Origin of the sequence: Dawidia soli (genome assembly GCF_018598185.1) — a bacterium.
GTDB lineage: Bacteria > Bacteroidota > Bacteroidia > Cytophagales > Cyclobacteriaceae > Ohtaekwangia > Ohtaekwangia soli.
In genome coordinates this window covers 18,274-43,648 of sequence record NZ_JAHESC010000009.1, presented here as the reverse complement: position 1 = coordinate 43,648, position 25,375 = coordinate 18,274, and the positions used below count along the sequence as shown (strand labels likewise).

Here is a 25,375-nt window from a genome sequence, read left to right as displayed (position 1 = left end):
TTGTTTACGAATGTCTATTGTAATGCGGTGGCTGAAGAGAATTATTATCGGGTTGTGCTGCCTGTTTTTGGTTTTCCTGGTTGTGTGCAACGTTTGGATTGTCAAAAGTACGGAGAGCCGCGTATATGAAGACCTGCAGAAGCTGCCGGCCCACCGGGTGGCATTGGTATTAGGCACAAGCCACAAGCTTGCAGGGGGCAAAGCCAATCCTTTTTTTGAGAAACGCATGGAGACTGCCGCGGAGCTTTACCGCATGGGCAAGATCGATCACTTTATTCTGAGTGGTGACAACCGCTCGCGGTTTTACAACGAACCGGTGGCCATGCGCAAGGCGCTGATGAAGCTCGGCGTTCCAGAAACCGCCATCACCCTGGACTATGCCGGGCTCCGAACCCTGGATTCGGTCGTACGGTGCCAAAAGATCTTCGGTCAGGACAGGATCACGATCATTACCCAGCCGTTTCACAGCTACCGGGCATTGTTTATTAGCCAATATTACGATATCGATGCTGTGGCTATGGTCGCTGACGAGCCTGACTTCGAGTATTCCTTTAAGGTTCGCCTGCGGGAATACCTGGCCCGTACCAAGGCCGTGCTGGACCTTTACGTGTTGAAAACGGAACCCCGTTTTATGGGCCGCAAAGAGAAGCTGAACCGCTAAACGGTGCCGTTTGTACATGAGCATCCGTCTTCGTATAATTCGCTAATTTTGTTAAACCGCCATTTGTGCGTAATGCGCTGAACTGCATGTTTTTAAAGCGATCTGTTTTTTTTGTCTTGTTAACCTTGTGTACCGCCGGCCTTGTTCGTGCGCAGGAAACCGTTGTAAAAGGAAAAATAACCGATGTCAACACCGGCGATCCCATTCCGTTTGTCAATGTCATCTATGACGGTACCACGATCGGAACGACCACCGACTTTGATGGAAACTTTACGATCAAAACCGCCACTCCCGGCGATACCATCGTGGCGTCCTACATTGGGTATAAGCCCAAAAAGAAGGCCGTCGCCAAAGGCGGCGTGCAAACCGTCAATCTTCAACTGGAGGAAGACGCCACCAGCCTGCAGGAGGTGGTGATCAACGCGGGCGAAAACCCCGCGTATGCCATTCTCCGCGAGGTCGTACGCAACAAAAGCAAGAACGACAAACGCAAGCTGACCGCGTATGAATACGATACCTATACCAAGATCGAGATTGACGTCGATAACATTTCCGAGAAGCTTCGCCAGAAGAAAGTGATGAAGAAGATCAGCCAGGTGCTGGACAGCGTGGAGCGCATCGCGGGTGACGACGGCAAGCCGATCTTGCCGTTGTTTATTTCCGAAAGTGTTTCCAAGCTGTATTATCGGGACGATCCTTCTTTGCGCCGGGAGAATATTCTCAAGACCAAGATCAATGGGGTAGGGGTTGAGGACGGTTCGGTCGTGACCCAGTTCATCGGGTCGTCGTTCCAGGAGTATAACTTTTACCAGAACTGGCTGACCATCGTCACCAAAGAGTTTGTGTCGCCCATTGCCGATGGTTGGCGCCTGTACTATGAATACGACCTGACCGACAGTGTGTATATCGGCGAAGATTATTGTTACCGGCTCGACTTTTTTCCGCGCAGCCCGCAGGAGCTGGCCTTTACCGGCACGATCTGGATCACCAAGAACGAGCACGCGCTGCGGCAGATCGACGCCTCTGTGGGGCGTGCAGCGAACCTGAACTTTATCGAGAAGATCCGCATTCAGCAAGAGCTGGCACCGACGCCGCTGGGCGCATGGATCCCGATAAAGAACCGCGTACTGATCGATGTAGGAGAGGTCACCAACAACTCGGCGGGTATGCTGGCCAAGTTCTATACCAGCAATAAGAACATCGTGGTGAACAAACCCCATGAGCTGAAGTTTTACGAGCGGCCGATCGTCATGGCCGAAGACTCGCGGCTGTACGAAGACGAGGTGTATTGGGATACCCTGCGCCATGAGCCGCTGAGCGAGACCGAGAAGAATGTTTACAAGATGATCGATACCTTGCAAAACATTCCCGTAGTGAAGACCTACACCGATATCATCAAGGTGTTCATCGATGGCTACTATGACGTGGGCAAGGTCGACATTGGCCCGTATCTGGGGCTTGTTGCCTGGAACGACATCGAAGGCGTGCGCGTGCAGGGTGGATTTCGTACCAACATCGATTTCAGCAAGAAGTGGGTCTACGCCGGCCAGTTAGGATATGGATTCGGGGACGCGCGGGTGAAATACATGGCCTCGGTCCAGACCATCCTGTCACGGCAGCGATGGACCACGCTGACGTTCCGCGCGCGGAGCGACTTGCGCCGTTTGGGGGTAGAAGAAGATGACCTGGAAGATAACCCGCTCTTCCTGGTAGCCTCCCGCTGGGGGTACTTCCGGCGCGGCTACTATAGCGACGAATATAAGGTGACCTTTCAGCGCGAGCTGTTCAAGGGCTTTACCCAAAAGTTGATGCTCAAGTACTGGACCTTTGAGCCTACGTTTGACTTCGGCTATTTCGATGACCCCGATGTATCGGTCGCGTTTAACCAGAACTTTCAAGCCACGGAAGTGATCTCCGAAACGCGGTTTGCCCGTGACGAGCTGTTCATACAGAATGACAATGAGCGGGTTAGCCTGGGCACCACCAAGTGGCCGATCATCACGATGCGGTATACCCGGGGGTTCTCAGGGTTGTGGGGGAGCGACTTCTCGTATGACAAGCTGCGGTTGAGTGTAGCCAAACGCATCAAGACCGGCCCGCTGGGAGTGGCCCTCGTCACGATACAAGGTGAATATATCTTCGATACCCTACCGTATCCGTTGCTGGTGTTGCATTTGGGTAACCAGTCGCCGTTGTATTCGGCTGTTACCTATAACCTCATGAATTATGGGGAATTCGTAAGCGATCACTATGCTTCCCTGCAGTACCGCCAATACCTGGAAGGTTTCCTGCTGAACCGTATACCGTTGATTCAAAAGCTGCGGTGGCGGTTGTTGGGTACGGCCAACGTGATCATGGGCGGCTTGCGCAAGTCGAACCAGGAGCTGATCAACACCTCGACGACCGATGAAGAGCTGAGACCCGGTGGTTTCGTAGATCGTCGCCCGTATGTCGAGCTGGGCTACGGCGTGGAGAACATCTTCCGCTTTTTACGGGTTGATTTTGTTCACCGCGTTTCCTACCTTGACAACAAGGATGCGCGTAAATTTGGAGTTTTATTTACAGCTCAGTTCCAATTGTGATTTTGTTGTCTGATGTTTTATTAACGAGCCTGTAAAAATCGCATATTTGCAACCGATATGAGTGATATACGAATTACCCTGCCGGATGGCACAGTAAAGACTTACCCACACGGTACTAACGGTGCGGCCATAGCTTCGTCCATTAGCGAGGGCCTTGCCCGCGTGGCCCTGGCCATCGAAGTGAACGGTGACGTCTGGGACCTGGGGCGTCCAATCGAGCACGATGCAGCTGTAAAGATCCTGACGTGGAACGATGCCAATGGAAAAATGGCATTCTGGCACTCGTCGGCACACTTGCTGGCAGAAGCACTGGAAGCGTTGTATCCCGGTGTGAAATTTGGTACCGGCCCGGCGGTTGCCAATGGCTTCTATTATGATGTGGACCTGGGCGGCATTCCTTTCGGGGAAGAGCAACTGGCCGCCGTCGAGAGCAAGATGAAGGAGCTGGCAAAGAGCAACAGCACGTTCGAGCGTCGCGATGTGCCGAAAGCCGAAGCGCTGGAGTTCTTTACAAAGAAAGGCGATCCTTATAAAATTGAGCTGATCGACGGTCTGCAAGATGGCGCCATCACCTTTTATCAGCAAGGCAACTTTACCGATCTCTGTAAAGGGCCGCACATTCCGGGCACCGGCCTGATCAAGGCGGTGAAGCTGACAAACGTAGCCGGCGCATATTGGCGTAACAATGAGAACAATAAGATGCTGACCCGCATCTACGGTATAACCTTCCCGAAACAAAAGGAGCTGGACGAGTACCTGCACCTGTTGGAGGAAGCCAAGAAACGCGACCACCGGAAGTTAGGACGGGAGCTCGAGCTTTTTGCCTTCTCCGAGCGTGTCGGCATGGGCCTGCCGTTGTGGTTGCCCAAGGGCACGATCCTGCGCGAACGTCTCGAGCAGTTTATGCGCCGGGCACAGATCAAGGCGGGCTATGACCCCGTGGTGACGCCGCACATCGGCAGCAAGTCGCTGTATGTTACCTCTGGTCACTACGAGAAGTACGGCAAAGATTCCTTCCAGCCCATTCGCACCCCGGATGAAGGAGAGGAGTTTTTGCTCAAACCCATGAACTGTCCGCACCATTGCGAGATCTATAAGACCAAACCGCGTTCGTATCGCGACCTGCCGATCCGCCTGGCGGAATTCGGTACGGTATATCGCTACGAGCAAAGCGGTGAGCTGCACGGCCTGACACGTGTGCGCGGCTTTACCCAGGACGATGCGCACATCTTCTGCCGTCCCGAGCAGGTAAAGGAAGAGTTCGTGAAAGTGATCGACCTCGTGCTGCACGTGTTCAAATCGCTGGGATTTGAGAACTACACCGCCCAGGTGTCACTGCGCGACCCGGCGAACAAAGCGAAGTACATCGGTCAGGACCACTTGTGGGATCAGGCGGAGCGCCAGATCCAGGAGGCCGCCGACGAGCGGGGCCTCAAGACGGTAGCTGTTCAAGGCGAAGCGGCCTTCTATGGCCCGAAGCTGGACTTCATGGTAAAAGACGCCCTTGGCCGGAGCTGGCAGCTGGGTACGATCCAGGTAGACTACAATCTGCCGGAGCGTTTTGAGCTGGAATATGTCGGGTCGGACAATCAAAAACATCGCCCGGTGATGCTGCACCGCGCACCTTTTGGGTCGCTGGAGCGTTTCATTGCCGTGCTGATAGAACACTGTGCGGGTAATTTCCCGCTTTGGCTGGCACCCGACCAGATCGCCGTATTGCCCATTTCTGAGCGCTTTAACGACTATGCAAAACTTGTTTACGAAACGCTTAAAGGTCAGGATATCAGAGGGTTATTGGACGATCGGGACGAAAAGATCGGTCGCAAGATCCGGGATGCCGAGACCAAAAAGATCCCCTACATGCTGATCGTTGGCGAGAAGGAAGTCGCCGAGCAGAAGGTGGCCATCCGCCAGCATGGTCAGGGCGAACAAGATAGTGTTTTGCTAAGTGACTTTGTGGACAGGTTCAGGTTGGAGTGTGCTGCTCCAAATTGATATTTTGAAAAACTGAAATAATAGCGATATTTGCACCCTGTTTTTTTTCGGACTTAAACATTTTTGATTATTAACACCAACACAAACAGACCCGGGGGTAGTTTTGGCAGACCTATGCGTAGGGGCCCCCAAAAGCCTGAGGAACCTTATCGTATCAACGAGCGGATTACCGCTCAACGTGTACGCGTGGTAGGAGAAAACATTAAAGTAGATGTTTATCCGATCCAACAGGCCATTCGCCTTGCTCAAGAGCAGAATTTGGATTTGGTGGAGATCTCCCCGAATGCCGATCCGCCGGTATGCAAGGTCGTTGACTACTCTAAATTCAAGTACGAGCAGAAGAAGAAACAGAAAGAGATCAAGGCAAAGACCGTGAAGGTCGTGATCAAAGAGATCCGATTCGGTCCCAATACTGACGATCACGATTTTAACTTCAAGCTGAAGCATGCCATTACCTTCTTACAGGAAGGCGCGAAAGTAAAAGCGACCGTGTTTTTTGCCGGTCGTTCCATTGTTTACAAGGAACGTGGTGAGATCCTTTTGCTGAAGTTTGCGCAGTTACTGGAAGAGTATGGCAAGGTTGAGCAAATGCCGAAGCTGGAAGGTAAACGGATGGGGATGATGCTCATGCCCAAGGCAGGAAAGAAATAACACAGTATTAATTTTTATACAATGCCTAAATTAAAAACAAAATCAGGCGCCAAGAAACGCTTTAAAGTGACTGGCTCTGGTAAGATTAAGCACAAGCGTGCTTACAAAAACCATATCCTGACCAAGAAGGAGACCAAGCAGAAAAGACGCCTGGGCAACAAATCTCTGGTTACAAGTGCGGATATGGCCAATGTAAAAGCCATGCTCGTTCTTTAATTGGTTCAATGTTTAACCCGGATGCTGGCCATAAGAGCTTTCGTTAAGGAAGTCGCCATCAGCCAAAAAATGTAAAGTAAAATGCCAAGATCAGTAAACAATGTAGCTTCCCGCGCAAGACGTAAGCGCATTTTGAAGCTCGCAAAAGGCTTCTTCGGCCGTAAGAAGAATGTTTGGACGGTAGCGAAGAACGCCGTTGAAAAAGGTTTAGGGTATGCGTACCGTGACCGCAAACAGAAGAAGAGAGAATTCCGCGGCGTATGGATTGCCCGTATCAACGCAGGAGCTCGTATCCATGGTCTTTCGTACTCCGAACTCATGGGTAAACTCAAAAAAGGTGGTATCGATCTGAACCGTAAGGTTCTGGCCGACTTAGCCATGAATCACCCGGCGGCTTTTGAAGCCATCGTAAAAAAAGTCAAGTAATTATACTTACCATACATGTGTTATTGAGAAAGGGGCCATTCGGCCCTTTTTTTATTTCCTGGAAATTGCTTTAATTCGGAATCGAATTTTTTCGACTGAGCCCATTTTTTTTTAGATAGACTAGTTTTCCCAGCTGTGAAATACCAGGTCCCTGATCCTTTGTACGAGCTTTTACTGTGTCAGGTGGGATAGCCTCCTATGCCAAATAGACCCTTACATAACGAAGACCCCGATTTTGCCTCGGACCCCGCTGTCGTTTCCGACCTCCGGTTGCGCACCGAGAATCCATTTCCGGGCTTGAGGCCTTTTTCGCTGGAAGATTGTCACCTTTTTTTTGGACGCGAAGGGCAGATCAACGAGATCCTGCAGCAGCTGGCACAAAACCGTTTTGTGACGGTCATGGGGTATTCCGGCAGCGGTAAGTCGTCGCTGATGGCCTGTGGGTTGATCCCCGTGTTGTACGGTGGTTTTGTGACCGACTCAGGACCTGCCTGGCGGGCTGTGATCGCCCGCCCCGGAGCGGCGCCCATCGACGGGCTGGTAGATGCCGTGATCGACTTTATGCTGAAAAGCAAACGCATTACGACCGATGAGGTGATCTTGCATCGCGCGATCGTAAGTTCCTTGCTGCGCAGCGGCCCCGAGGGCCTGCTGGAAATCGTGCGCTACCTGCAAACCGACAAGCAAGAGAACATCTTCTTCCTCGTCGATCAGTTCGAGGAGATATTGCGGCATCGCCACGACCACGGCGAGGTGGCGGAAAACGATGCCCAGCTTTACGTAAACCTGTTTTTGACGGCGGTTAAACAGGATACGGTACCCGTGTATGTTGCCTTTACAATGCGTTCGGAATTCATCGGCGAATGCGCGGCGTTCCCCGGGCTTACGCGGTTGATCAACAGCAGCAGCTACCTGGTGCCGCAGATGACCCGCGAGCAAAAGAAGATGGCCATCGAGGGACCCACGGCCGTTGCCGGCGGGCAGATCTCACAACGTCTGGTGAAACGCTTGCTCAACGACATGGGCAATGACCAGGACCAGCTGCCCATTTTGCAACACGCCTTGATGCGTACCTGGGATTACTGGGCCCTGAACCATGAGCCCGGCGAGCCTCTGGACATACGCCACTATACCGCTATCGGCCGGATCGCGCAGGCGTTGTCGCAACACGCCAACGAAGCGTTTGACGAACTGTCGCTGCGCGACAAGGTCATTGCCGAAGTTTTATTCAAGAACATTACCGAAAAGAACCAGGAGAACCGCGGCATGCGCCGGCCGGCCCGGTTGGGCCTTATCGCCCAGCTGGCCGAGTGTAGTATAGCCGAAGCGATGCATGTGGTGGAGCACTTCCGCAAGCCGGGGCGTTCATTCCTGATGCCCGCTGCGCATATACCGCTGACGGAGAACTCGATGATCGAGCTGTCGCACGAAAGCTTGATCCGTATCTGGAACCGCCTGGAAGTATGGGTGGAAGACGAATTTGAGTCGGCCGCGATGTATAAACGGTTGTCGGAAGCGGCGGCCATGTATCAGATCGGCAAGACCGGTTTGTGGCGTCCGCCCGATCTGCAACTGGCCTTGAACTGGCAGAAGAAACAGAAGCCGACCCGCGAGTGGGGCCAGCGTTACGACGAGGCCTTCGAGCGGGCGATCGTGTTTCTGGATACCAGTCGCATTACTTACGAGGCCGAACTCAAGAACCTGGAGATGATGCAACGCCGGGTGCTGCGGCGCACGCGCGCCACGGCGGTTATCCTGGGTATAGCCTTCATCGTGGCGATCCTCTTCTTCGTATATGCATACCTGCAAAAGCTACAGGCCGATGCCGACCGTCGGTACGCCGAGGTGCAACGCAACGAAGCCCAGGTACAACGCGAGGAAGCACTGAAACAAAAGACCGAAGCCGACAGGCAGAAGCAAGATGCTATTTCGGCGCGCGAGCTGGCCGATAATTATAACAAAGAGCTTCACAGCAGCATTCAGGAGCTCGAGGTAGCCAAACGGGCGGCGGAAGCTGCGCTGGAAAAAGCGCGTATCGAAGAGCAGCGCGCGATCGCTGCCGGTACGGTCGCCAAAGAAAATGCCGAATTGGCCGAGCTGAAAAAGGAGGAGGCCGAGCTGAACTATCAGCTGGCGAATGGCCTGTACATGCTGGCTATCGCGCAGAACCTGGCAACCAAATCCGTACAGGAAGACGACGACAAAGACCTGGCGGGTTTGCAAGCCATGCAAGGGTATATCTTTCACAGCCGCTACCGCGGTAAGTTGTATGACCCCTATATCTACCGTGGGTTATACAGCGCCCTGACAAAACTTTCGGGGGCCAGCTACAACGGCATGAAGATACAAGGGCCGCCGCGGGTGCACCTGCGGTCCCTGGTAGTATCGGAGAAGAACAACTCGTTCTTTACCGCCGGCGCAGACGGCCGGATCTACAAATGCGACTATGACAAGCTTACCAATGCGGTAACCGGCTATGTAACGCCTTATCCCAGCAAGGTGATTGCCATGAGCCAGGACGAAGTGTACCTGGTCAACGGCAGCGACTCGACATTCCTGCAGGTGTATACGCTGAAGGGTGGCGGCCGGGCGCAGGTAATAAAAGGATTCTCGGGCGCTACCAACGATGTCGAGTTTATTCCGGGAAGCAGCGACTTTATCGTATCGAGCGGCGGGAAGACCATCAGCCGGGTGAATGCGCAGACCGGGCAGAACCAGGTGTTGCTCACGCTGCCGTTTGAGCTGAAGGCCATTAACATTCGCGCCGACGGCAGAATGCTGGCCGGCGCTGCCTGGTCGGGACAAGTGGTTCTGATCGATCTGATCAAAAACACGTATACCGTGTTGGCCGACGACGGGGCAACCCGTGTGCTATCGGTGAACTTTAGTCCTTCGGGCAACTACCTGGCCTACGGTGTCGACGACCTGACCAACCGTCGGGGGCTGGTGCGGCTCTACGATTTTGCCACCCGGGAGACACGACAATTCACGGGGCACCGTGCCGGGGTGAACGACGTGGCGTTCAGCCCCGACGAACAGCTCCTGGCCAGCGCCGGTCTGGATAAGCGCTTGCAATTATATGTGCTGAACAATCCCGAAGACCTGCCGGTGGAAATGGAAAACAACAATGGCTTTGTTTGGGATATTGCGTTTGCCAAAGGATCGTCCCTACTCATTGCGGCATGCAGCGAGTCGGAGATACGGGTGTGGCCTACGTCGCCGGCAGACCTGGCGAACCGGATCTGCCCGGTGCTGACCCGGAACATGACCCAGGACGAATGGCAAAAGTACGTGGGCGACCAGATCGCATATGAAAGCACTTGTCCGGGACCTTCCGCCACGCATTAAACAGAACAACGGATGTTACGGTATCAATCATTTTTATGGATCGCGCTGTTCCTCGCAAGCTTCCGGACGGTGGCCCAGGATGAATGCGAGCTGACGTTGAACCGCGCTACCGACGAGTTCAACGCGGGCCATCTGTATGTCATCCCGTCCATTCTCAGCGGCTGCCTGCAAAAGAACCAGAATAAAGAATGGCGCCAGCGGGCGTTCCTGCTGTTGTCGGAAACATACCTGTTGCTGGAAGATCCCTTTAACGCAGAGAACAGCTACCTCGAAGTGCTGCGGGCCGACCCCGAGTTTGTCACCGACGAAAAACGCGATCCGATCGACCTGGTATACCTTAGCTCGAAATTCACCACGACACCCATCTTTACGCTGTTTGCAAAGGCCGGTGCGAACGTGTCGTTTATACACACCATTCTCGACCGACAGGCAACCGACGGACACCAGCAGAATTTGCTCCGGCCCGGAGGCCAGGCCGCGGTAGGTGTGGAGTGGAACTACAACGATCACTTCAGCGCGATGCTGGAAGGCACCTACGTCTTCTCCTCTTATAAACAGCGCATCTCGGGCATCTATGGCCGCGACCTGGCCGACGTCTACGACCGCCAAAGCTGGGCACGCGTGCCGTTGTCGATCAAATATTCGGATGTAGAAGGGAAGTATCGGCCTTACATTTATGCAGGAGTTTCGCTCGACCTGCTGCTGGGTGACCGGGTGACCATTACATATTCCGACCGCAACTATAACCCTACAGCCGACCGCGAGGAGAATATCGACCGTGAAAGCCCCGTGTTGAAATTCAAACCGAAACGTAACCTGTTGAACCGCTCGTGGCACATCGGCGCCGGCGTGAAATATAAAGTGGACCTGGACTATGTTTTTATAGATCTGCGGTATTCGTTCGGGCTCACCAACCTGGTAGATGCACGCAACAGTATTTATGAGTATGACGACTCCAGTCCCCGCACGTCGGAGGGCTTTCAATCCGGTGCCGAGGCCGCCTTGCGGTGGGGGTATGTGGACGACCTCTTCCGGATGGACCATCTGTACTTGTCGGTGGGCTATATCCACCCACTCTACAAACCGCGAAAGTTGAAAAAAGCGCGGTCGAAATCTGTCATGCGCAATCTTAAAAAGCAGGATCATGTCACTACGGAGAAATAGCTACATCTTCCTGGGGCTGCTGGCGGTCCTGTGTGCCTGCGATACCAAACAGGACTTCGAAGGCGGGTTTCAGAACTACTTCGTTAAATATTACGGCGAAGATGGCAACCAGGATGCTGTCGACATGGTGGTGAATGCCGATGGTACGGCATTGCTGCTGGGCAATACCCAGGTGCTGGGCCGGAACAAACGCATGGTGCTGATCAAGGTGGATGCGCGTGGCGAGATGCTCTGGCAAAAGCGATACGGTGCGATGGATGGCAACGACGAAAATGCACAGGACCTGGAGCCCACGGCCGATGGTAACTTTCTGGTCTTGTCCAATACATTGTACGGCACGGACCCGAGTACGAATGACAATGTCTATGACTTCAAGGTGCTTCGCGTTCGCGGCGATGGCTCGGTCATCGACAGCATGTATTTTGGCAGGAACAATGGTAAGTGGAAAACGCTTTTTGCCTATAGTATCACCGCCTTGTCCAACGGTGGTTTCACGGTCACGGGAAACTCGGCGGATGAAAGCATCTATCTCGATCCGGACTCCGACTCGGATCTCGAGGATCTATTTGCATTAGGTTTTAACAGTGACTTTACGCGCGCCTGGACGACGGTAGAGGATGCAATTCCACCCGACGAAGAGGGGCGGGGGCAGTCGTTGGGCGAACATATCGGTTCGGGCATCAAGATATTGGAGAAGTCGCCCGCCGAGTTCTACTGGTTCACCTATTCGGATGGTCTGTGGTCTACGCAAGGGGACACGCAATACGAATCGAACTTCAATACGTGGCGGCTGAATCCAGAGGGCCTCTCCAATGCCGAGGTCATGTTCTCCGGCGATCCCGTGCGGCGGGAGCAGATGGTTGCGGCCATTCAAGTGCCGGCGGCGCTGGGCGGTGGATATTATGAATTTGGCACGTCGGCGATCAATAACGGTATCGTGGTAAACCCGGAGGCATGGGGCGACCTGTATTTTTGCCGGCGAAACAGTACACGCGGGCTGATCGACGAAGGCGTTGTGCGCGGCTTGTCAGGCTCGTTCCTGGCGCATGCCGTGGCGCCGGCGGTATATTCCAACGGTTTTTTGCTATTGGGCCACGAAAAGACTACGTTGGGTTCGACCATACGGCTGGTGCAAGTGGACATGGCGAGCACGCCACGCTGGACGGCGACGTTTGGTGCCTTTGACAAGAACAGCCGGGGCGCGGCGGTAGCCGAGCTGCCGGATGGACGCATTCTTCTCCTGGGAACGATCGAGCTGGAAACCCAGCGGAAAATAGCCTTATTTAAACTGAACGCACAGGGCGAATTGCTGGACTGAGGGGAGGGCTGTGCGGCCGTTATACGAGGTTACATTTTTCGTCGGAAATCGATAAATACTTTAGTATCTGCTTTTTATGCCAATAAGACCCCTCTTAGCAGCACTTATTTTCGGATGGATTGGCCTGTTGATGCCGGCGTGGGATGCGTCGGCCCAGTGTACTTTTACCAATCTCGATCCGTCGTACTGCGTCGATGCTCCGGCCTTTACACTGACGGGGGGAACTTACTATTATGGTCCGGGCGTTACAGGGTCGACGTTCGATCCGGCGGCCGCAGGCGTAGGCACACACACACTGATCGCTACGAACGGCGATGCCAACACGTATACCATTTCCACGGCGGGTACCTTTAATCCGTTGTCGTCGGGGGCAGCCACAACGGTCAACCTGCTGAATGACGAGCAGACAGCCGCCATCCCGATCGGTTTTACATTTAATTTCTTTGGTAACGATCAGACCGCCGTGCGGATCGGTTCAAACGGCCTGATCGGCTTCGGGCCCAGCTCGGTAGCAACGTCCAACAACATTGCCTTAACGACGGTTACCGATCCGGATAACATCATCGCCGCCGCGTGGGACGACCTCGACCCGACGCTGGGCGGTACGATCGATTACTTCCTTACCGGCACCGCGCCGAACCGCGTGTTTGTCGTGCGATACACCAATATCCGGCGGGCCGCCGCCTTAACGCTGGTCACAACGCAGATCCAACTGCACGAGACGACCAACATCATTGAAATACACTCACCCGCTGTCAATTTATCTTCCAGCTCGGCTTCGCAGGGTATTGAAGGCCCGCAGGTGGGCGCGTCGACGGTATCGTATGTTGTGCCGGGCAGGAACGATTCGAACTGGTCGGTGACCAACGACTATGTCGCCTTTGTGCCGGCATGTCTGGACGTCCGTACGGTGACGATATATGCTGAACCCCTGGCAACACCGACGGTTTCGCCGGCCACGGCTTCGATCTGTGCAGGAAATACGGTAGCCGTTACGGTGCAAGGTTCTCAAAGTGGGGTTTCCTATCAGTTGCAAGACGACGCCACGAGTGCCGTGCTCAGCGGATTTGTAGGGGGCACCGGGAGTGACATCGTCATTACCAGCAATGTTATTGCCGCGGGTACCACCCTCAAGGTATATGCACGCAATCCCACGACCAACTGCGATACGTACCTGACGGACAAGGTAACCGTGACAACCCAAACGGCGACCACGGCAAATGCCGGCGCGGATGCGGACGTTTGCGGCCCGGTGGCGACCCTGGCGGGGAACACGCCGGGCGTCGGATCGGGCGTATGGACCAAGGTGAGCGGCCCGGGTACGGTGTCGTTTAATGACGATACACAGGCGAACGCCACGGCGACGGTAAGTGCCTACGGTACCTATATATTCCAATGGGCGGTAACAAATGGTGCCTGCCCGGCTACGGTCGACCATGTCCAGATCCGTTACAGCGACCTGCCGGCCGTTACGAATCCGCCGACGGACGCCGTGGTCTGCGCGGGGCAGAATGCATCGTTTACCGTGGTGGCCACCGGTGCCGGCCTGACGTATCAGTGGCAGGTGGACAACGGTGGTGGCTTTGTGAACCTGGGCGCGGTAACAACGTCGCCGTCGCTGACGGTATCGGCCGTTACGCCAACCATGGACGGCTACCGCTACCGCGCGGTGGTGAAAGGAAATTGTACGCCCGATGCCATTTCGGCGCCGGCGCGGTTGACGGTGCACGAGCTTCCGGAGATCGTGGGACAACCGGCCAGCCAGACGACGTGCCAGCTCAATGCCACACCGGTGAGCTTTACGGTAGCCGCAGGGGTGCCGACGGGGGTGTCGTACCAGTGGCAGATGAGTTCCAACGGTGGCTTGACCTACAGCCCGATCGTAACGGACGGCGGTGGCATCTATAGTGGCTACACGACCGGCATTCTGAGCCTGGTAAATCTGCCGGCCAGCTACAATGGCTATTTGTACCGGGCGGTGATCACCGGCGTATGTGCACCCGGTGTGACGAGCAACGGTGCGCTGCTGACGGTTCAAAGCAGTGCGTCGATCACCGTGCCTCCGACACCGGCTACGGTGTGCGAGGACGGCACGGTGCAGTTTAAAGTGACGGCGACGGGCACCAACCTGACGTATGCCTGGCGGATGAATGGCGCGCCGATTTCGGATAACACGATCTACAGTGGCAGTAACACGGCGACGCTCACGCTGAGCAACGTGCCAGCTTCTTATAATAATAACCAATATTCGGTCGTGGTTTCATCGGCTTGCGCCAATGCGACCAGCACGCCGGTGGCCCTTGCCGTCAATACCCAACCCGTTATAACAAGCCACCCGACGGCTACGCCGCCGGTGATCTGCCAGGGGGCGAATACGACGATCACGGCAGCGGCCAGCGGTACCGGAGTTTCGTATACCTGGCAGGTGAGTACCAACGGTGGTGTATCGTACACAGCCGTGTCGAACGGCGGAGTGTACAGTGGGGCTACGACCTCGTCGCTGGTGTTAACCTCGGTGCCGGTGGGCTATGATGGCTATTTGTACCGGGCGGTGGCGACAGGTACTTGTGCCCCGCCGGCGGTGAGCAACAGCTCGTTGCTGCGGGTGCAGGCAACGGCGGTTATTGCGGCAGAGCCTGTTGCACAGGTGGTCTGCGAAGGCGGCGTCATTCAGTTTTCGGTGGCGGCCACAGGCTCGGGCCTGACGTATCGCTGGCGCCAGAACGGTGTGAACTTATCAAACTCGGCTGTGTTTTCGGGTGTTACGACACCAACACTGACCATTACGGCGCCGACCAGCGCCTATAACGGCAGGATGTATAGCGTGGTCGTTACGGGCGCGTGTAATACCGCAACGAGTATAGATGTGCCGTTGACGATTCGGGAAAACCCCGAAGTGGGGAGTGGCGGTCACCCCGTGGCGCAGACCATTTGCGCAGGTGGAACTGCTACGTTTACGGTTGATCCCGGCGTGACGACGAACCCCATCATACAATGGCAGGTAAGCGCTAACAGCGGTTCGACGTATTCCAATATTACCGACGGCGGGGTGTACAGCGGTGCAACGACGACTACCTTACAGATCACCGGGCCGACAACCACCCTGAACAACCGTGTATACCGCGCCCGCGTCTCGGGCACATGCGGCTCGCCGGTGTTTAGCAATGGCGCTGTGCTGCAGGTGAATGCCAGCCCGGCGATCACCACACAGCCGGTCGCGGTAGCGGTGTGTGAAGATAGTAATGCGCAGTTCCGGGTGGTGGCGACAGGGACGGGACTTACCTATCAGTGGAAAGAGAATGGCGTAGACCTTGTTAACAACAGCAGCTACAGCAATGTGACGACCGCTACACTGACCGTATCGGCGGCACAGAGCGCTCAACATAATAATGTTTATACGGTAGAAGTAACGGGTACGTGCGGTGCCGTGTCGAGCACCGGTGGTACGCTGACCGTGCGGGAGAAACCGGAGGTGACCGCACACCCCGGTAATCAGACGATCTGTGCGGGCGGGGGAGCGACCTTCACGGTCAACGCCGGGGTGACCACCAGTGCCGTGTACCAGTGGCAGGTGAGCACCAACGGTGGCGCCAGCTATACGAACGTAACCAACGGCAGTATTTACAGCGGTGCAGCAACGGCCACACTGACCCTGACGGGAACGCCGGTGTCCTATAACGGTTATTTATACAGAGCCCGTATCACCGGTACATGCTCGCCCAGTATCTTTAGCAATAGCGGTTTGCTGCAGGTGAATACGCTGCCGGCGATCACCGCGCAGCCTCAACCGGCGACGGTATGCGAGGGAAGTACGGCGCAGTTTTCGGTTACCGCGACCGGTACGGGCCTGACCTACCAATGGTATGAAGGCGGTACGCCCGTGACCGATGGCGGCGTCTATAGCGGCGCCAACAGCGCCGTGCTGGTGTTGAATGGTGTTACGAGCAGCTTCGACGGCCGCCAGTATTCGGTAACGATCACCGGTACGTGTGGTACGCCGCTGTCGAGCGGTAACGCTACGCTCTCTATCAATGAAGGTCCGGAGGTGGCCCTGAGCGGCCAGCCGACAGCACAGGTTATTTGCCAGGGGGGCAACACGACCTTTACCGTGGACCCTGGTGTTACGACCAACCCCGCATATCAATGGCAGGTGAGCACCAACGGCGGTACTTCGTACACCGCATTGACCAACGGCGGCGTATACAGCGGCGTGAGCCTGAAAACGCTGACATTGACCAACGTGCCGCTGGCATATCAGGGATATTTATACCGTGTCAGGATCAGCGGCACATGCGCGCCGCCGGCGCTGAGCGATGCTGCGCTGTTAACGGTCCAGGCGAACCCTGTCATTGCACAACAGCCGGTTGCATCGACGATCTGTGAAGACGGCTCGACGCAGTTTACGGTCACCGCGACGGGCGCTGGACTGTCGTATCAATGGAAGCAAGGTAGCACTACCCTGACAGACGGTGGTGTTTTCAGCGGAACCACAACACCGACGTTGATGCTCACGAACGTGCCTGCCGGCATGGACAACAGCCCGTTCAGCGTTGCCGTGACAGGTACCTGCAGTACGGCCACGAGCGCGGTGGTGCTGCTGCGTGTAAACCGCAAGCCGGTCATTACGGCGTCGCCCGTGAACAATACACCTGTGTGCGAGGGGGGAAACACCACATTTACAGTAACGGCGACCGGCACGGGGCTGGCATATGCCTGGCAGGTAAGCACGGACGGTGGACTTCAATACAACCCAGTAGCGAACGGCGGTATTTATACGAATGCAACGACCCCGACCTTGACCCTGACGGGTATTCCGTTATCCTATCAGGGCTACCTGTACCGGGCCGTGGTGTCGGGTACCTGTACGCCGCCCGCGGTGAGCAACAGCGCCCAGCTGCAGCTAAATGCCAACGTGGTCATTACGGCGCAGCCGGTGCCGGCGACGATCTGTGAAGATGGCTCGGTGCAATTCACCGTTACGGCTACCGGTGCGGGGCTTACCTACAAATGGAAGCAGGGCTCCGTGTACCTGAGCGACGGCGGTGTTTATGCCGGCACGACCACGCCGACGCTGACGTTGACGAATGTGCCTTTCGGATTTAATGGAAATCAATATACTGTCGAGATCGGTGGTACCTGTGCTGGCACGACAAGCACGGCCGCGGCGCTGACAGTACAGCATAAGCCTGTTATCGTAGGGCAGCCTTCGAACAGCGTGCCGGTATGCGAAGGGGGGAATGCCTCGTTTACCGTCGTGGCGACGGGCACGACGGCGCCAACCTATAGCTGGGAGGTAAGTACCAACGGTGGCGTGAGCTATACCGCGGTGGCCGACGGTGGTGTTTACAGCGACGCTACAACCGCGGTGCTGAAGCTTACGGGCGCTCCGTATTCCTATCATGGCTATCTGTATCGGGCGATTGTGCGCGGTGCCTGCGAGCCGCCCGCGGTGAGCAACAGCGCCGTGCTGACCATTCAGAATCAGGTGAGCATAACAGCGCACCCGGCAGACGCAGATGTCTGCGAGGACGGCAGCGCACAGTTTACGGTAGCGGCGATCGGCGCAGGCCTGACGTATCGGTGGAAGCAGGGTTCTGCCTATCTGTCGGATGGCGGTGTCTTCAGCGGCACGACGACTGCGACGCTGACCCTCGCAAATATTCCGCTGGCCCTGGACGGTACCGAGTACTCGGTGGAGATCACCGGTACCTGCTCGACGCTGACCAGTGACGCCGCCACGCTGACCCTTCGCACGAAACCGACCGCGTTTGCCGCGGATGCTTCGATCTGTACCGGGCAGACGACCAACCTCGTCATTACGAATCCCAACAATGTTGCCGGTACGACCTATACCTGGACGGTGCAGAGTGTTACGAATGTAACGGGCGCTTCGGCCGGTGGCGGCACGTCGACCATCGCACAACCGCTGTCCGTCACGGACGGTGTCAGTACAGGCCATGTAACGTACCTGATCCAACCGGTAGCGTCCGGATGTGCAGGACCGGGTTTTGCCGTGCACGTAACGGTGACCCCTTTGCCCATCGCGGCAGCTTTGCCTCAATCGATCTGCTCGGGCACGGCTACGAACGTTGCGATTACGAACCCCAACGGTGTGACTGGTACCGGATATACGTGGGTGGTTCAATCTTTCTCGAATGTATCGGGGCAGGCCGCCGGGGATGGATCGGTGATCGGGCAGGTGTTGACTTCGGTCGATGGTGTCAATCCCGGTACTGTAACGTATCGCATCACCCCGCACGTGAATGGCTGTACCGGCAACTTTGTAGATGTTACGGTTACGGTTAACCCGCAGCCGAGCATTACCGATCCGCCGTCTTCCCTGGTGACGGAGATCTGCAGCGGCACGGCGTTGAACTTCTTACCGACCGCTTCCATCACACCGGGTACGACCTTTACCTGGGAGTCAACGGTGGTAGGTTCTTTGAGTGGTGTGACGCCTACCGGCAACGGTGCGATCACGGATACGCCGGTCAATACCGGCAATACCGCGGCCGCTGTTATTTATAAGATTACACCGACGGCGGGCAGCTGTTCGGGAACAGCCGTGAACTATGTGGTCGCTGTTCGCCCGAAGCCGACAGCGTATGCCGACGGTCAGACGATCTGCTCGGGTGAACCCACGTCGGTAGCGATATCGAATCCCAACAATGTGGCGGGTACGACCTATACATGGACCGTGGTGGCGGCGGGTACCAGCAACGTTAGTGGTGCCGCGGCCGGTGCCGGCAACGTGATCCGCCAGGTGCTGACGACCACCGACGGCGTTAATACCGGAACGGTGACGTACCAGATCACGCCTTATTCCGGCGACTGTCCCGGCGTGCCGTTCGACGTAACGGTGACGGTGAAGCCGGTGCCGGCTATCAATAATCCACCGACAGACCTGACCCGTCAGCTGTGTAGCGGCGAGCTGCTGAGCTTTACGCCGACATCGGCCGTGAGCGGCGTAAACTTTACCTGGACGCGCACGTTTACCGGGCCGATCGACCCGGCCAGTGTGCCGGCATCCGGCAGCGGTGCATTGTCGCACATGCCGGTCAATACGGGCAATGCCGTCGGCATCATCACATATGTATTCACGCCGGATGTGGGCGGCTGTACCGGGCCCTCAGCCAACCTGGTGGTGCATGTGAAGCCGTTGCCGTCGGCACAAGCGGACGATGTTACGATCTGTAGCGGTGAACGTGCCCAGATCAGCATCTTGCCGGCACCGAAGAATGTGTCGGGTACGACGTTCACCTGGACCGCTGCGCCGGGGACCAACATTGCGGGTGCCGCAAGCGGTGATGGGTCGGTTATCGACCAGCTGCTGACGACGACCAACGCTTCCGTGGGCCATGTGGTGTATACCATTTACCCGTTGGCGAACGGCTGCACAGGCCCTTCGTCTACCGTGACCGTGACGGTGAACCCGGCGGTGACGGTAAATGCCGGGGCGGATTTCTCGGTATGCGAGGCCGAGGTGATGCCGATGACGGTTCCGCTGACGGGAACCATCGGTGGCGGTGCCTCCGATGGTACCTGGTTTATCAAGACGGGCGATGGCTCAATTTCCGCCAGCACCACGACGACGTTGAAAGAAGTACAGGCCACGTATACGGCCGTGGTTGGCGACGTAGCCCGCGGGTTTGTGAAGTTATACCTCATCACCAACGATCCCGACCTAACCGGGCCGTGTACAACCAAGACCGATACCCTGATGATCTTCTTCAATCACCGCGCACGGATCGTGCCGCTGGTGGACTACGTCGTGTGCGAGCCGAATCGCATCGATCTTTCCGGTATGCTCGCGGGCAGTGCCGTGAACGGTGCGTGGAGCATTGTCAGCGCGGCCGGCTCGCTGTCGGTCAGCAGTGTGACGACGGATATGCGGGTGAATGCTCCGTATACCACGTCCCTTCCCGCCGACATCAACCAGACACTGATCTTCCGCCTGACGGCGAACGACCCCGACGGACCCGGCCCTTGCACCGCGGTGTATGACGAGGTGAATGTATTTGTACAAGAGTCGGCCAAGGTCAACGCCGGTGCGGATTTTGCGATCTGTGAGAACGACGTTGTACACCTCAACGGCACGATGAATGGTTCTGCCGGCCAGACAACGTGGAGCGGCGGTGATGGCGACCCGGTGCGCTATTCCGACGTGCACGACCTCCAGGCCCTCTATACGCCGACGCAAGCCGACAGCATTGCCGGTCACATTTTCTTTACGCTGACCAGCAACGACCCGGATGCGGGCGGCCCGTGTACGGCGGTGTCCGACCAGGTTGCCGTGACGATCAACCGCTTGCCCAAGCCTTCTATTTTCGGCCTGGAGCCGGCCTATGCCGAGAACGACGATATTGAAGTGCTGCAGGGATTTCCGGAAGGGCCCGGCGGGGTGTTTACCGGTCCGGGGATCCAGGCGGGGACCTCGTGGTTCGATCCGCAGCATGCCAACATCGGCATCAATGTCATTACCTATACATTTACCGACGCCAACGGCTGTGTGGGCTCGGTAAGCCAGACGGTCATTGTCAACCCGCTGACGGATATAGACTTTGGTATCCAGGTCGGCGCCGGCCTGACGGACTTCAGCGCAGAGCCTCGCATCTGTACGAACGTCGGCAAAGCACGCCTGGTGGGCGATCCGCCGGCGGGTACGGGTTCGGTACCGACAGGTTTTGCCAGCCCGCTGACGCCGGGGATCCTGGGTTCGGATGCCGCGGGACAATACATCAATACCGATGGCTTATTGGCGGGTGAATATTTTGTAGAATATACCTATACCAACGCCGTGGGCGCGACCAATACGATGCTGAAGCGGATCGTGATCAACGCGTCGCCGCAGGCCGTGATCGGTGCTAACAACTCGTGCGTTACAGATTCTGTGGCGTTTGCCGATCTGTCGACCATTCCCAACAACACCTTTAATGGTACCATCAATGGGTGGGAGTGGGATTTTGACGATGGCGATGTTAAGAAGACGATTCAACATCCGAAATGGAAGTATAGCCGCGAAGGATACTACCATGTGACCCTGACGGTGAAGACGGATCAGAACTGTACGGCGATGACGGAGAAGCAGATCTTCATCGGTACCAAGCCGAAGGTGGACTTCACCTGGACCAAGATCTGTAGCGGCGAGGCGACGAAGTTCCGCAGCCGGTCGGAGATCGCTCTGGGTTCTATCGAGGAATATTCCTGGACCTTTGACGATGGTTATGTATTGCCTTTCGGCGAAGGGGCCGATAACATTCCGGCCGGCACACACGACGGCCACACGCAGGGTACTTATGAAAACCCAAGTCACCAATACCAGGCATTCCAAACGTACCGGGTGAATTTGCGGGTACGCACGGATGTAGGGTGTGAAAAAGATACGACCATCGCCGTATACATTCTCGATTATCATTTGCCTGTATCGGCAGACGGCTATCAGACAGACTTTGAAGACGGTGCCGGGGCCTGGATCAAGGTAGAGACTGGGAATCCTTCCAGTTGGGTATTTGGTACGCCGAATGGTAATAAGATCAACGGGGCTTTCTCGGGCGACAATGCCTGGTGGACGGGGGGTAATCCCGATCCGGCGGCATCGCCTTATTACAGTACCTATTACGGTAACGAAGACTCGTATATTCTCGGCCCGTGCGTGAACCTGAGCGCGCTGGAGCGGCCGATGGCGTCCATCCGGTATTGGTCGGATACCCAGAAGAACTTTGACGGCGCCGTATTGCAATACTCGTCCGACGGTGGACAAACCTGGCGCGTGGTAGGTACCGAAGACCGTTGGGGTATTGATTGGTATAACGGCTCGAACCTGAGCGGCAAGCCGGGCGGACAGGATAACTTTGCCTGGACGGATACCACCGACACGGCCAACGGTTGGCGTAACGGTCGTTATAATCTGAACGCCTTGCCGAAAGACACCGTCGTGTTCCGCATTGCCTTCGGTGCGAATGAAGACAACGAACGGGGCCGGATCCTGAACGGTTTTGCCTTTGATGATATCTATATCGGTGAGAAGGAGCGGAATGTATTGGTGGAACACTTCACCAACAATGCCAGTCAGCCGAGCCTGGCGGCCGATGATTTTATCAACCGGTTGAACCCGAAGGACCACATCAAGCTTCAGTACCATCTCCCGACGCCAGGGTTTGACCAGATCGCCGTTGACAATACCACAGACCCGGCGGTACGGAGTCAGCTCTACGGCGTTTCGCAGCCGCCATTGGCTGTCATGGATGGGATCTTTGGACAGTATTATAACGATGTGGACTTCACGGGGGCATACGACAAGATCACCGATCGGGAGCTGGATAGACGATCGCTGGAGTCGCCGTCGTTCCGCATCGGGATTGTGATCGATCCGACGGCGCCGGCAAACGTATTGCGGGCTACTATCAGCTATACCTTTATCGACGAAGAGCATACCTTTACTCCGCCCATGATCTTACAGGCCGCGCTGGTGGAAGATGGCATCGAGATCGGTACGAGCGGGCGCTATAACCGGAACTCGTTGCGCAAGCTGTTGTTCGGGCCGGAAGGGTTCCTGATCAACGAGCCGCTGGAGGTCGGAAAGGTATATACGCGGACAGTCGAATACCCCATTACGGTGCCGATCGTGAACGGTGACAGCCTGTCATTGCTGGCCTTTGCCCAGGATAAAGCGTCACGCCACATTCTGCAAGCGGAGATCGTGAAGATTGAAGAAACGAAGACGGCGTCGGAGCCGGTCGGCCTGCCCGACGACCCGGCCACAGCGGCCCTGGCCAGGTTGAAGATCTATCCTAACCCGGCGTCGAAGCAGCTCAACCTCTTTACCGGCACGCGGCTGGAAAGGGACTACAGCTGGAAAGTGGTAGACCAACGGGGTGTTACGGTATTGGATGGCATGGTGAATCGCAATCTGGCGGTGCCGCAGGCGTTGGATATCAGCTCGCTGCCGAACGGTATCTATGTGCTGTCGGTGCAAGCCGGTGGCAAGGCAGTGCTTTATACGAAGATCGTGGTGTTGAACTAAGCACCACCCGATAAGGATTATGAAAGGGAAGGCTTAGGACCTTCCCTTTTTTGTGCGGCACCCGGGACTAGGCCAGGAGGATGTCACGGGAGAGCTGTGGCAAGATGACGTTGCAGCGGCCGATGAACGTCTTGGTCATCTGTGTGACCTTGGACAGGTTCGTTTCGGCTTTGCTGTTCTCTTCGATGAAGAGGATGTCGGCGCGCAGGGCATCGATGCCAAGGAGGATGAACGATGGTTTTATCTGGTGGATGAGGCGGGAGAGCCGCACCCATTCCTTTTCCTGAAGACACTTCTGCATTTCGGTCAGCACAGGCGGTATGGTCTGGACAAACGTCGAGACCATCTCACGTATAAAGTCTTCGTTGTTGCCGGAGACATTGCGCAGGTAGGAGAGGTTGTATAGTACGCCCTCGGGTTCCGGCGCCAGCGCAGGGAGCGGTCGCGGGTGGTTGAGGGGTTTTATTTTGAGATCGTCAAACAGTTTGCGATACAGATCTTCGGGCGTAAAAGGCTTCGGCAGATAATCGTTCATGCCGGCGGCAAAACATTTCTCTACATCTTTTACGGTAGCGTTGGCCGTGAGTGCGATGATGGGCAGCTCAGAGGCCAGCTCCATCAGGCGGATCGCCTTGGTGGCTTCGTAGCCATCCATCACAGGCATTTGTACATCCATCAGTACGACGTCGAACGCGTTGTTCTTGATCTTCTCGATGGCCACCAGACCGTTCTCGGCCACGTCGATATAACATTGCCAGTTCTTGAGGATGCTCTTGGCGTATAGCCGGTTGATGTCATTGTCTTCCACCAGCAACACACGCAGCTGTGAGGTGTTGACGGACGGCTGGGGTTTGTCGAGGCGCGGCATCTGCGGCATGATGTCGTTAACCTGGCCAATGGGGTAGGGGATGGTCACGATAAAGGTCGAGCCCTGATGCTCTTTGCTGACGACATGGATCTTGCCATCCTGGAGCTCGACCAGCTGCCGCACGATGGTCAGGCCCAGTCCGGTGCCGCCGTAGCGGCGTGTCACGCTCTCGTCCGCCTGGCTGAAGCTTTCAAAGATGGTGGCCAGTTTTTCTTCGGGTATGCCTACACCGGTGTCCGATACCTCTACGCGCACCCAGCAGACCTTGCGCTGTTCACGCTCGGCCGTACACTGCACGCGGATGGAACCCGTGTGGGTGAACTTTACGGCGTTGCTGATGAGGTTGATCAGGATCTGGTTTAACCGCACGGGGTCGCCCATCAGGATCTTGTTCAGCTTCTCATCGATATCATAGGCGAGCGCGATCTTCTTTTCTTTGGCCTGGTAGGTAAAGGTGCTGATCAGCGACGGCAACAGGTCGGTCAGGTTAAAGGCGATCTTCTCAAAGCGCAGCTTGCCGGACTCGATGGCCGCCAGGTCGAGGATGTCGTTGATGATCACCTTCAGGTTTTCGGCCGAGTGCTTGATGGCGTTCAGGTAGGTTTCGTGCTCGTCGGGGCTGGGGTTCTGGCTCAGCAGGTTTACCATGCCTGCAATGCCGTTGATGGGGGTGCGTATTTCATGGCTGATGTTGGCCAGAAACTGTTCCTTGGCTTTTTGCAGCCGCACAAGCTCGGCTTCGTCCTTCTTGCGTTGGGTAATGTCGCGGCAGTCGAGGATGAAGCCGGGCAGGCCTTCTTTGTGTTTGAGGTTGATGGCGTTGAATTCCAGGAAGCGGTAGGTCTGGTCGCGGCAGAGGAACTGGAACTCCACCTTTTCAGTATAGGCGCGTTTCTGGCTTTCTTTGAATTTCTGTTGCAGCTCGGCCAGGGTAGAGGGGCGGATGAACTCAAAAAAGCTTTTGCCGATGAGGCTCTTCGACCGGTAGCCCAGGGTCTGTGAGGCCGACGCATTGTGGTATCGGATGTTTCCGCTGAAGTCTACTATAAAGATCACATCGGAACCATCTTCTACTACGGCTTTGTAAAACGACCCTTTGTTGACGTACTGCTGAATCTTCATC

At 56.1% G+C, this 25,375-nt stretch carries 11 protein-coding genes; 10 read left to right on the top strand and 1 reads right to left on the bottom strand.

Translation table 11 applies throughout. The features are described 5' to 3' along the window. The first annotated feature begins 10 nt into the window (after positions 1-10). From KK078_RS08110 to KK078_RS08065, 10 genes are all read left to right on the top strand, one after another. Positions 11-661 (top strand): SanA/YdcF family protein, encoded by a 651-nt coding sequence (locus KK078_RS08110; protein ID WP_254089752.1) that lies wholly within the window; start codon positions 11-13, stop codon positions 659-661. An 86-nt stretch (positions 662-747) separates the two neighbouring features. Further along, entirely contained in the window at positions 748-3,243 is a 2,496-nt protein-coding gene (locus KK078_RS08105) for a DUF5686 and carboxypeptidase-like regulatory domain-containing protein (RefSeq protein WP_254089751.1), read from the top strand. Between the two features lie 57 nt (positions 3,244-3,300). Further along, positions 3,301-5,238, top strand: coding sequence for a threonine--tRNA ligase (gene thrS / locus KK078_RS08100; protein WP_254089750.1), 1,938 nt, complete (start codon positions 3,301-3,303; stop codon positions 5,236-5,238). 114 nt (positions 5,239-5,352) lie between these two features. Further along, the gene (gene infC, locus KK078_RS08095; RefSeq protein WP_254089749.1) at positions 5,353-5,889 is read left to right on the top strand and encodes a translation initiation factor IF-3; all 537 of its coding nucleotides are present in this window, start codon (positions 5,353-5,355) and stop codon (positions 5,887-5,889) included. Positions 5,890-5,910: 21 nt separating this feature from the next. Further along, complete coding sequence (gene rpmI / locus KK078_RS08090) at positions 5,911-6,105, top strand: 50S ribosomal protein L35 (protein WP_254089748.1); 195 nt, start codon at positions 5,911-5,913, stop codon at positions 6,103-6,105. An 81-nt stretch (positions 6,106-6,186) separates the two neighbouring features. Next, a complete protein-coding gene (rplT, locus tag KK078_RS08085; RefSeq protein WP_254089747.1) occupies positions 6,187-6,531 on the top strand; it encodes a 50S ribosomal protein L20 in 345 nt (114 codons plus the stop codon). 198 nt (positions 6,532-6,729) lie between these two features. Continuing rightward, positions 6,730-9,879, top strand: coding sequence for an nSTAND1 domain-containing NTPase (locus tag KK078_RS08080; RefSeq protein ID WP_254089746.1), 3,150 nt, complete (start codon positions 6,730-6,732; stop codon positions 9,877-9,879). A 12-nt stretch (positions 9,880-9,891) separates the two neighbouring features. Then, a complete protein-coding gene (locus tag KK078_RS08075; RefSeq protein ID WP_254089745.1) occupies positions 9,892-11,043 on the top strand; it encodes a porin family protein in 1,152 nt (383 codons plus the stop codon). Then, a complete protein-coding gene (locus KK078_RS08070) occupies positions 11,024-12,361 on the top strand; it encodes a hypothetical protein (RefSeq protein ID WP_254089744.1) in 1,338 nt (445 codons plus the stop codon). The genes KK078_RS08075 and KK078_RS08070 overlap by 20 nt, the downstream gene beginning before the upstream one ends. 76 nt (positions 12,362-12,437) lie before the next feature. Further along, positions 12,438-23,384 carry a PKD-like domain-containing protein gene (locus tag KK078_RS08065; RefSeq protein WP_254089743.1) on the top strand — a complete coding sequence of 3,649 codons (10,947 nt, stop codon included), beginning with the start codon at positions 12,438-12,440 and terminating at the stop codon, positions 23,382-23,384. Positions 23,385-23,451: 67 nt separating this feature from the next. Here KK078_RS08065 and KK078_RS08060 read toward each other — a convergent pair whose 3' ends face one another. Further along, entirely contained in the window at positions 23,452-25,374 is a 1,923-nt protein-coding gene (locus KK078_RS08060) for a PAS domain-containing hybrid sensor histidine kinase/response regulator (protein ID WP_254089742.1), read from the bottom strand. Between the last annotated feature and the right edge of the window lies 1 nt (position 25,375).

Bases quoted from the DNA above. Each gene is read 5' to 3' on its own strand.
- rplT (WP_254089747.1), top strand. From the start codon at position 6,187: ATGCCAAGATCAGTAAACAATGTAGCTTCCCGCGCAAGACGTAAGCGC.
- KK078_RS08060 (WP_254089742.1), bottom strand. From the start codon at position 25,374: ATGAAGATTCAGCAGTACGTCAACAAAGGGTCGTTTTACAAAGCCGTA.
- KK078_RS08110 (WP_254089752.1), top strand. From the start codon at position 11: ATGTCTATTGTAATGCGGTGGCTGAAGAGAATTATTATCGGGTTGTGC.
- KK078_RS08080 (WP_254089746.1), top strand. From the start codon at position 6,730: ATGCCAAATAGACCCTTACATAACGAAGACCCCGATTTTGCCTCGGAC.
- KK078_RS08070 (WP_254089744.1), top strand. From the start codon at position 11,024: ATGTCACTACGGAGAAATAGCTACATCTTCCTGGGGCTGCTGGCGGTC.
- rpmI (WP_254089748.1), top strand. From the start codon at position 5,911: ATGCCTAAATTAAAAACAAAATCAGGCGCCAAGAAACGCTTTAAAGTG.
- thrS (WP_254089750.1), top strand. From the start codon at position 3,301: ATGAGTGATATACGAATTACCCTGCCGGATGGCACAGTAAAGACTTAC.
- KK078_RS08075 (WP_254089745.1), top strand. From the start codon at position 9,892: ATGTTACGGTATCAATCATTTTTATGGATCGCGCTGTTCCTCGCAAGC.
- KK078_RS08065 (WP_254089743.1), top strand. From the start codon at position 12,438: ATGCCAATAAGACCCCTCTTAGCAGCACTTATTTTCGGATGGATTGGC.
- KK078_RS08105 (WP_254089751.1), top strand. From the start codon at position 748: ATGTTTTTAAAGCGATCTGTTTTTTTTGTCTTGTTAACCTTGTGTACC.
- infC (WP_254089749.1), top strand. From the start codon at position 5,353: ATGCGTAGGGGCCCCCAAAAGCCTGAGGAACCTTATCGTATCAACGAG.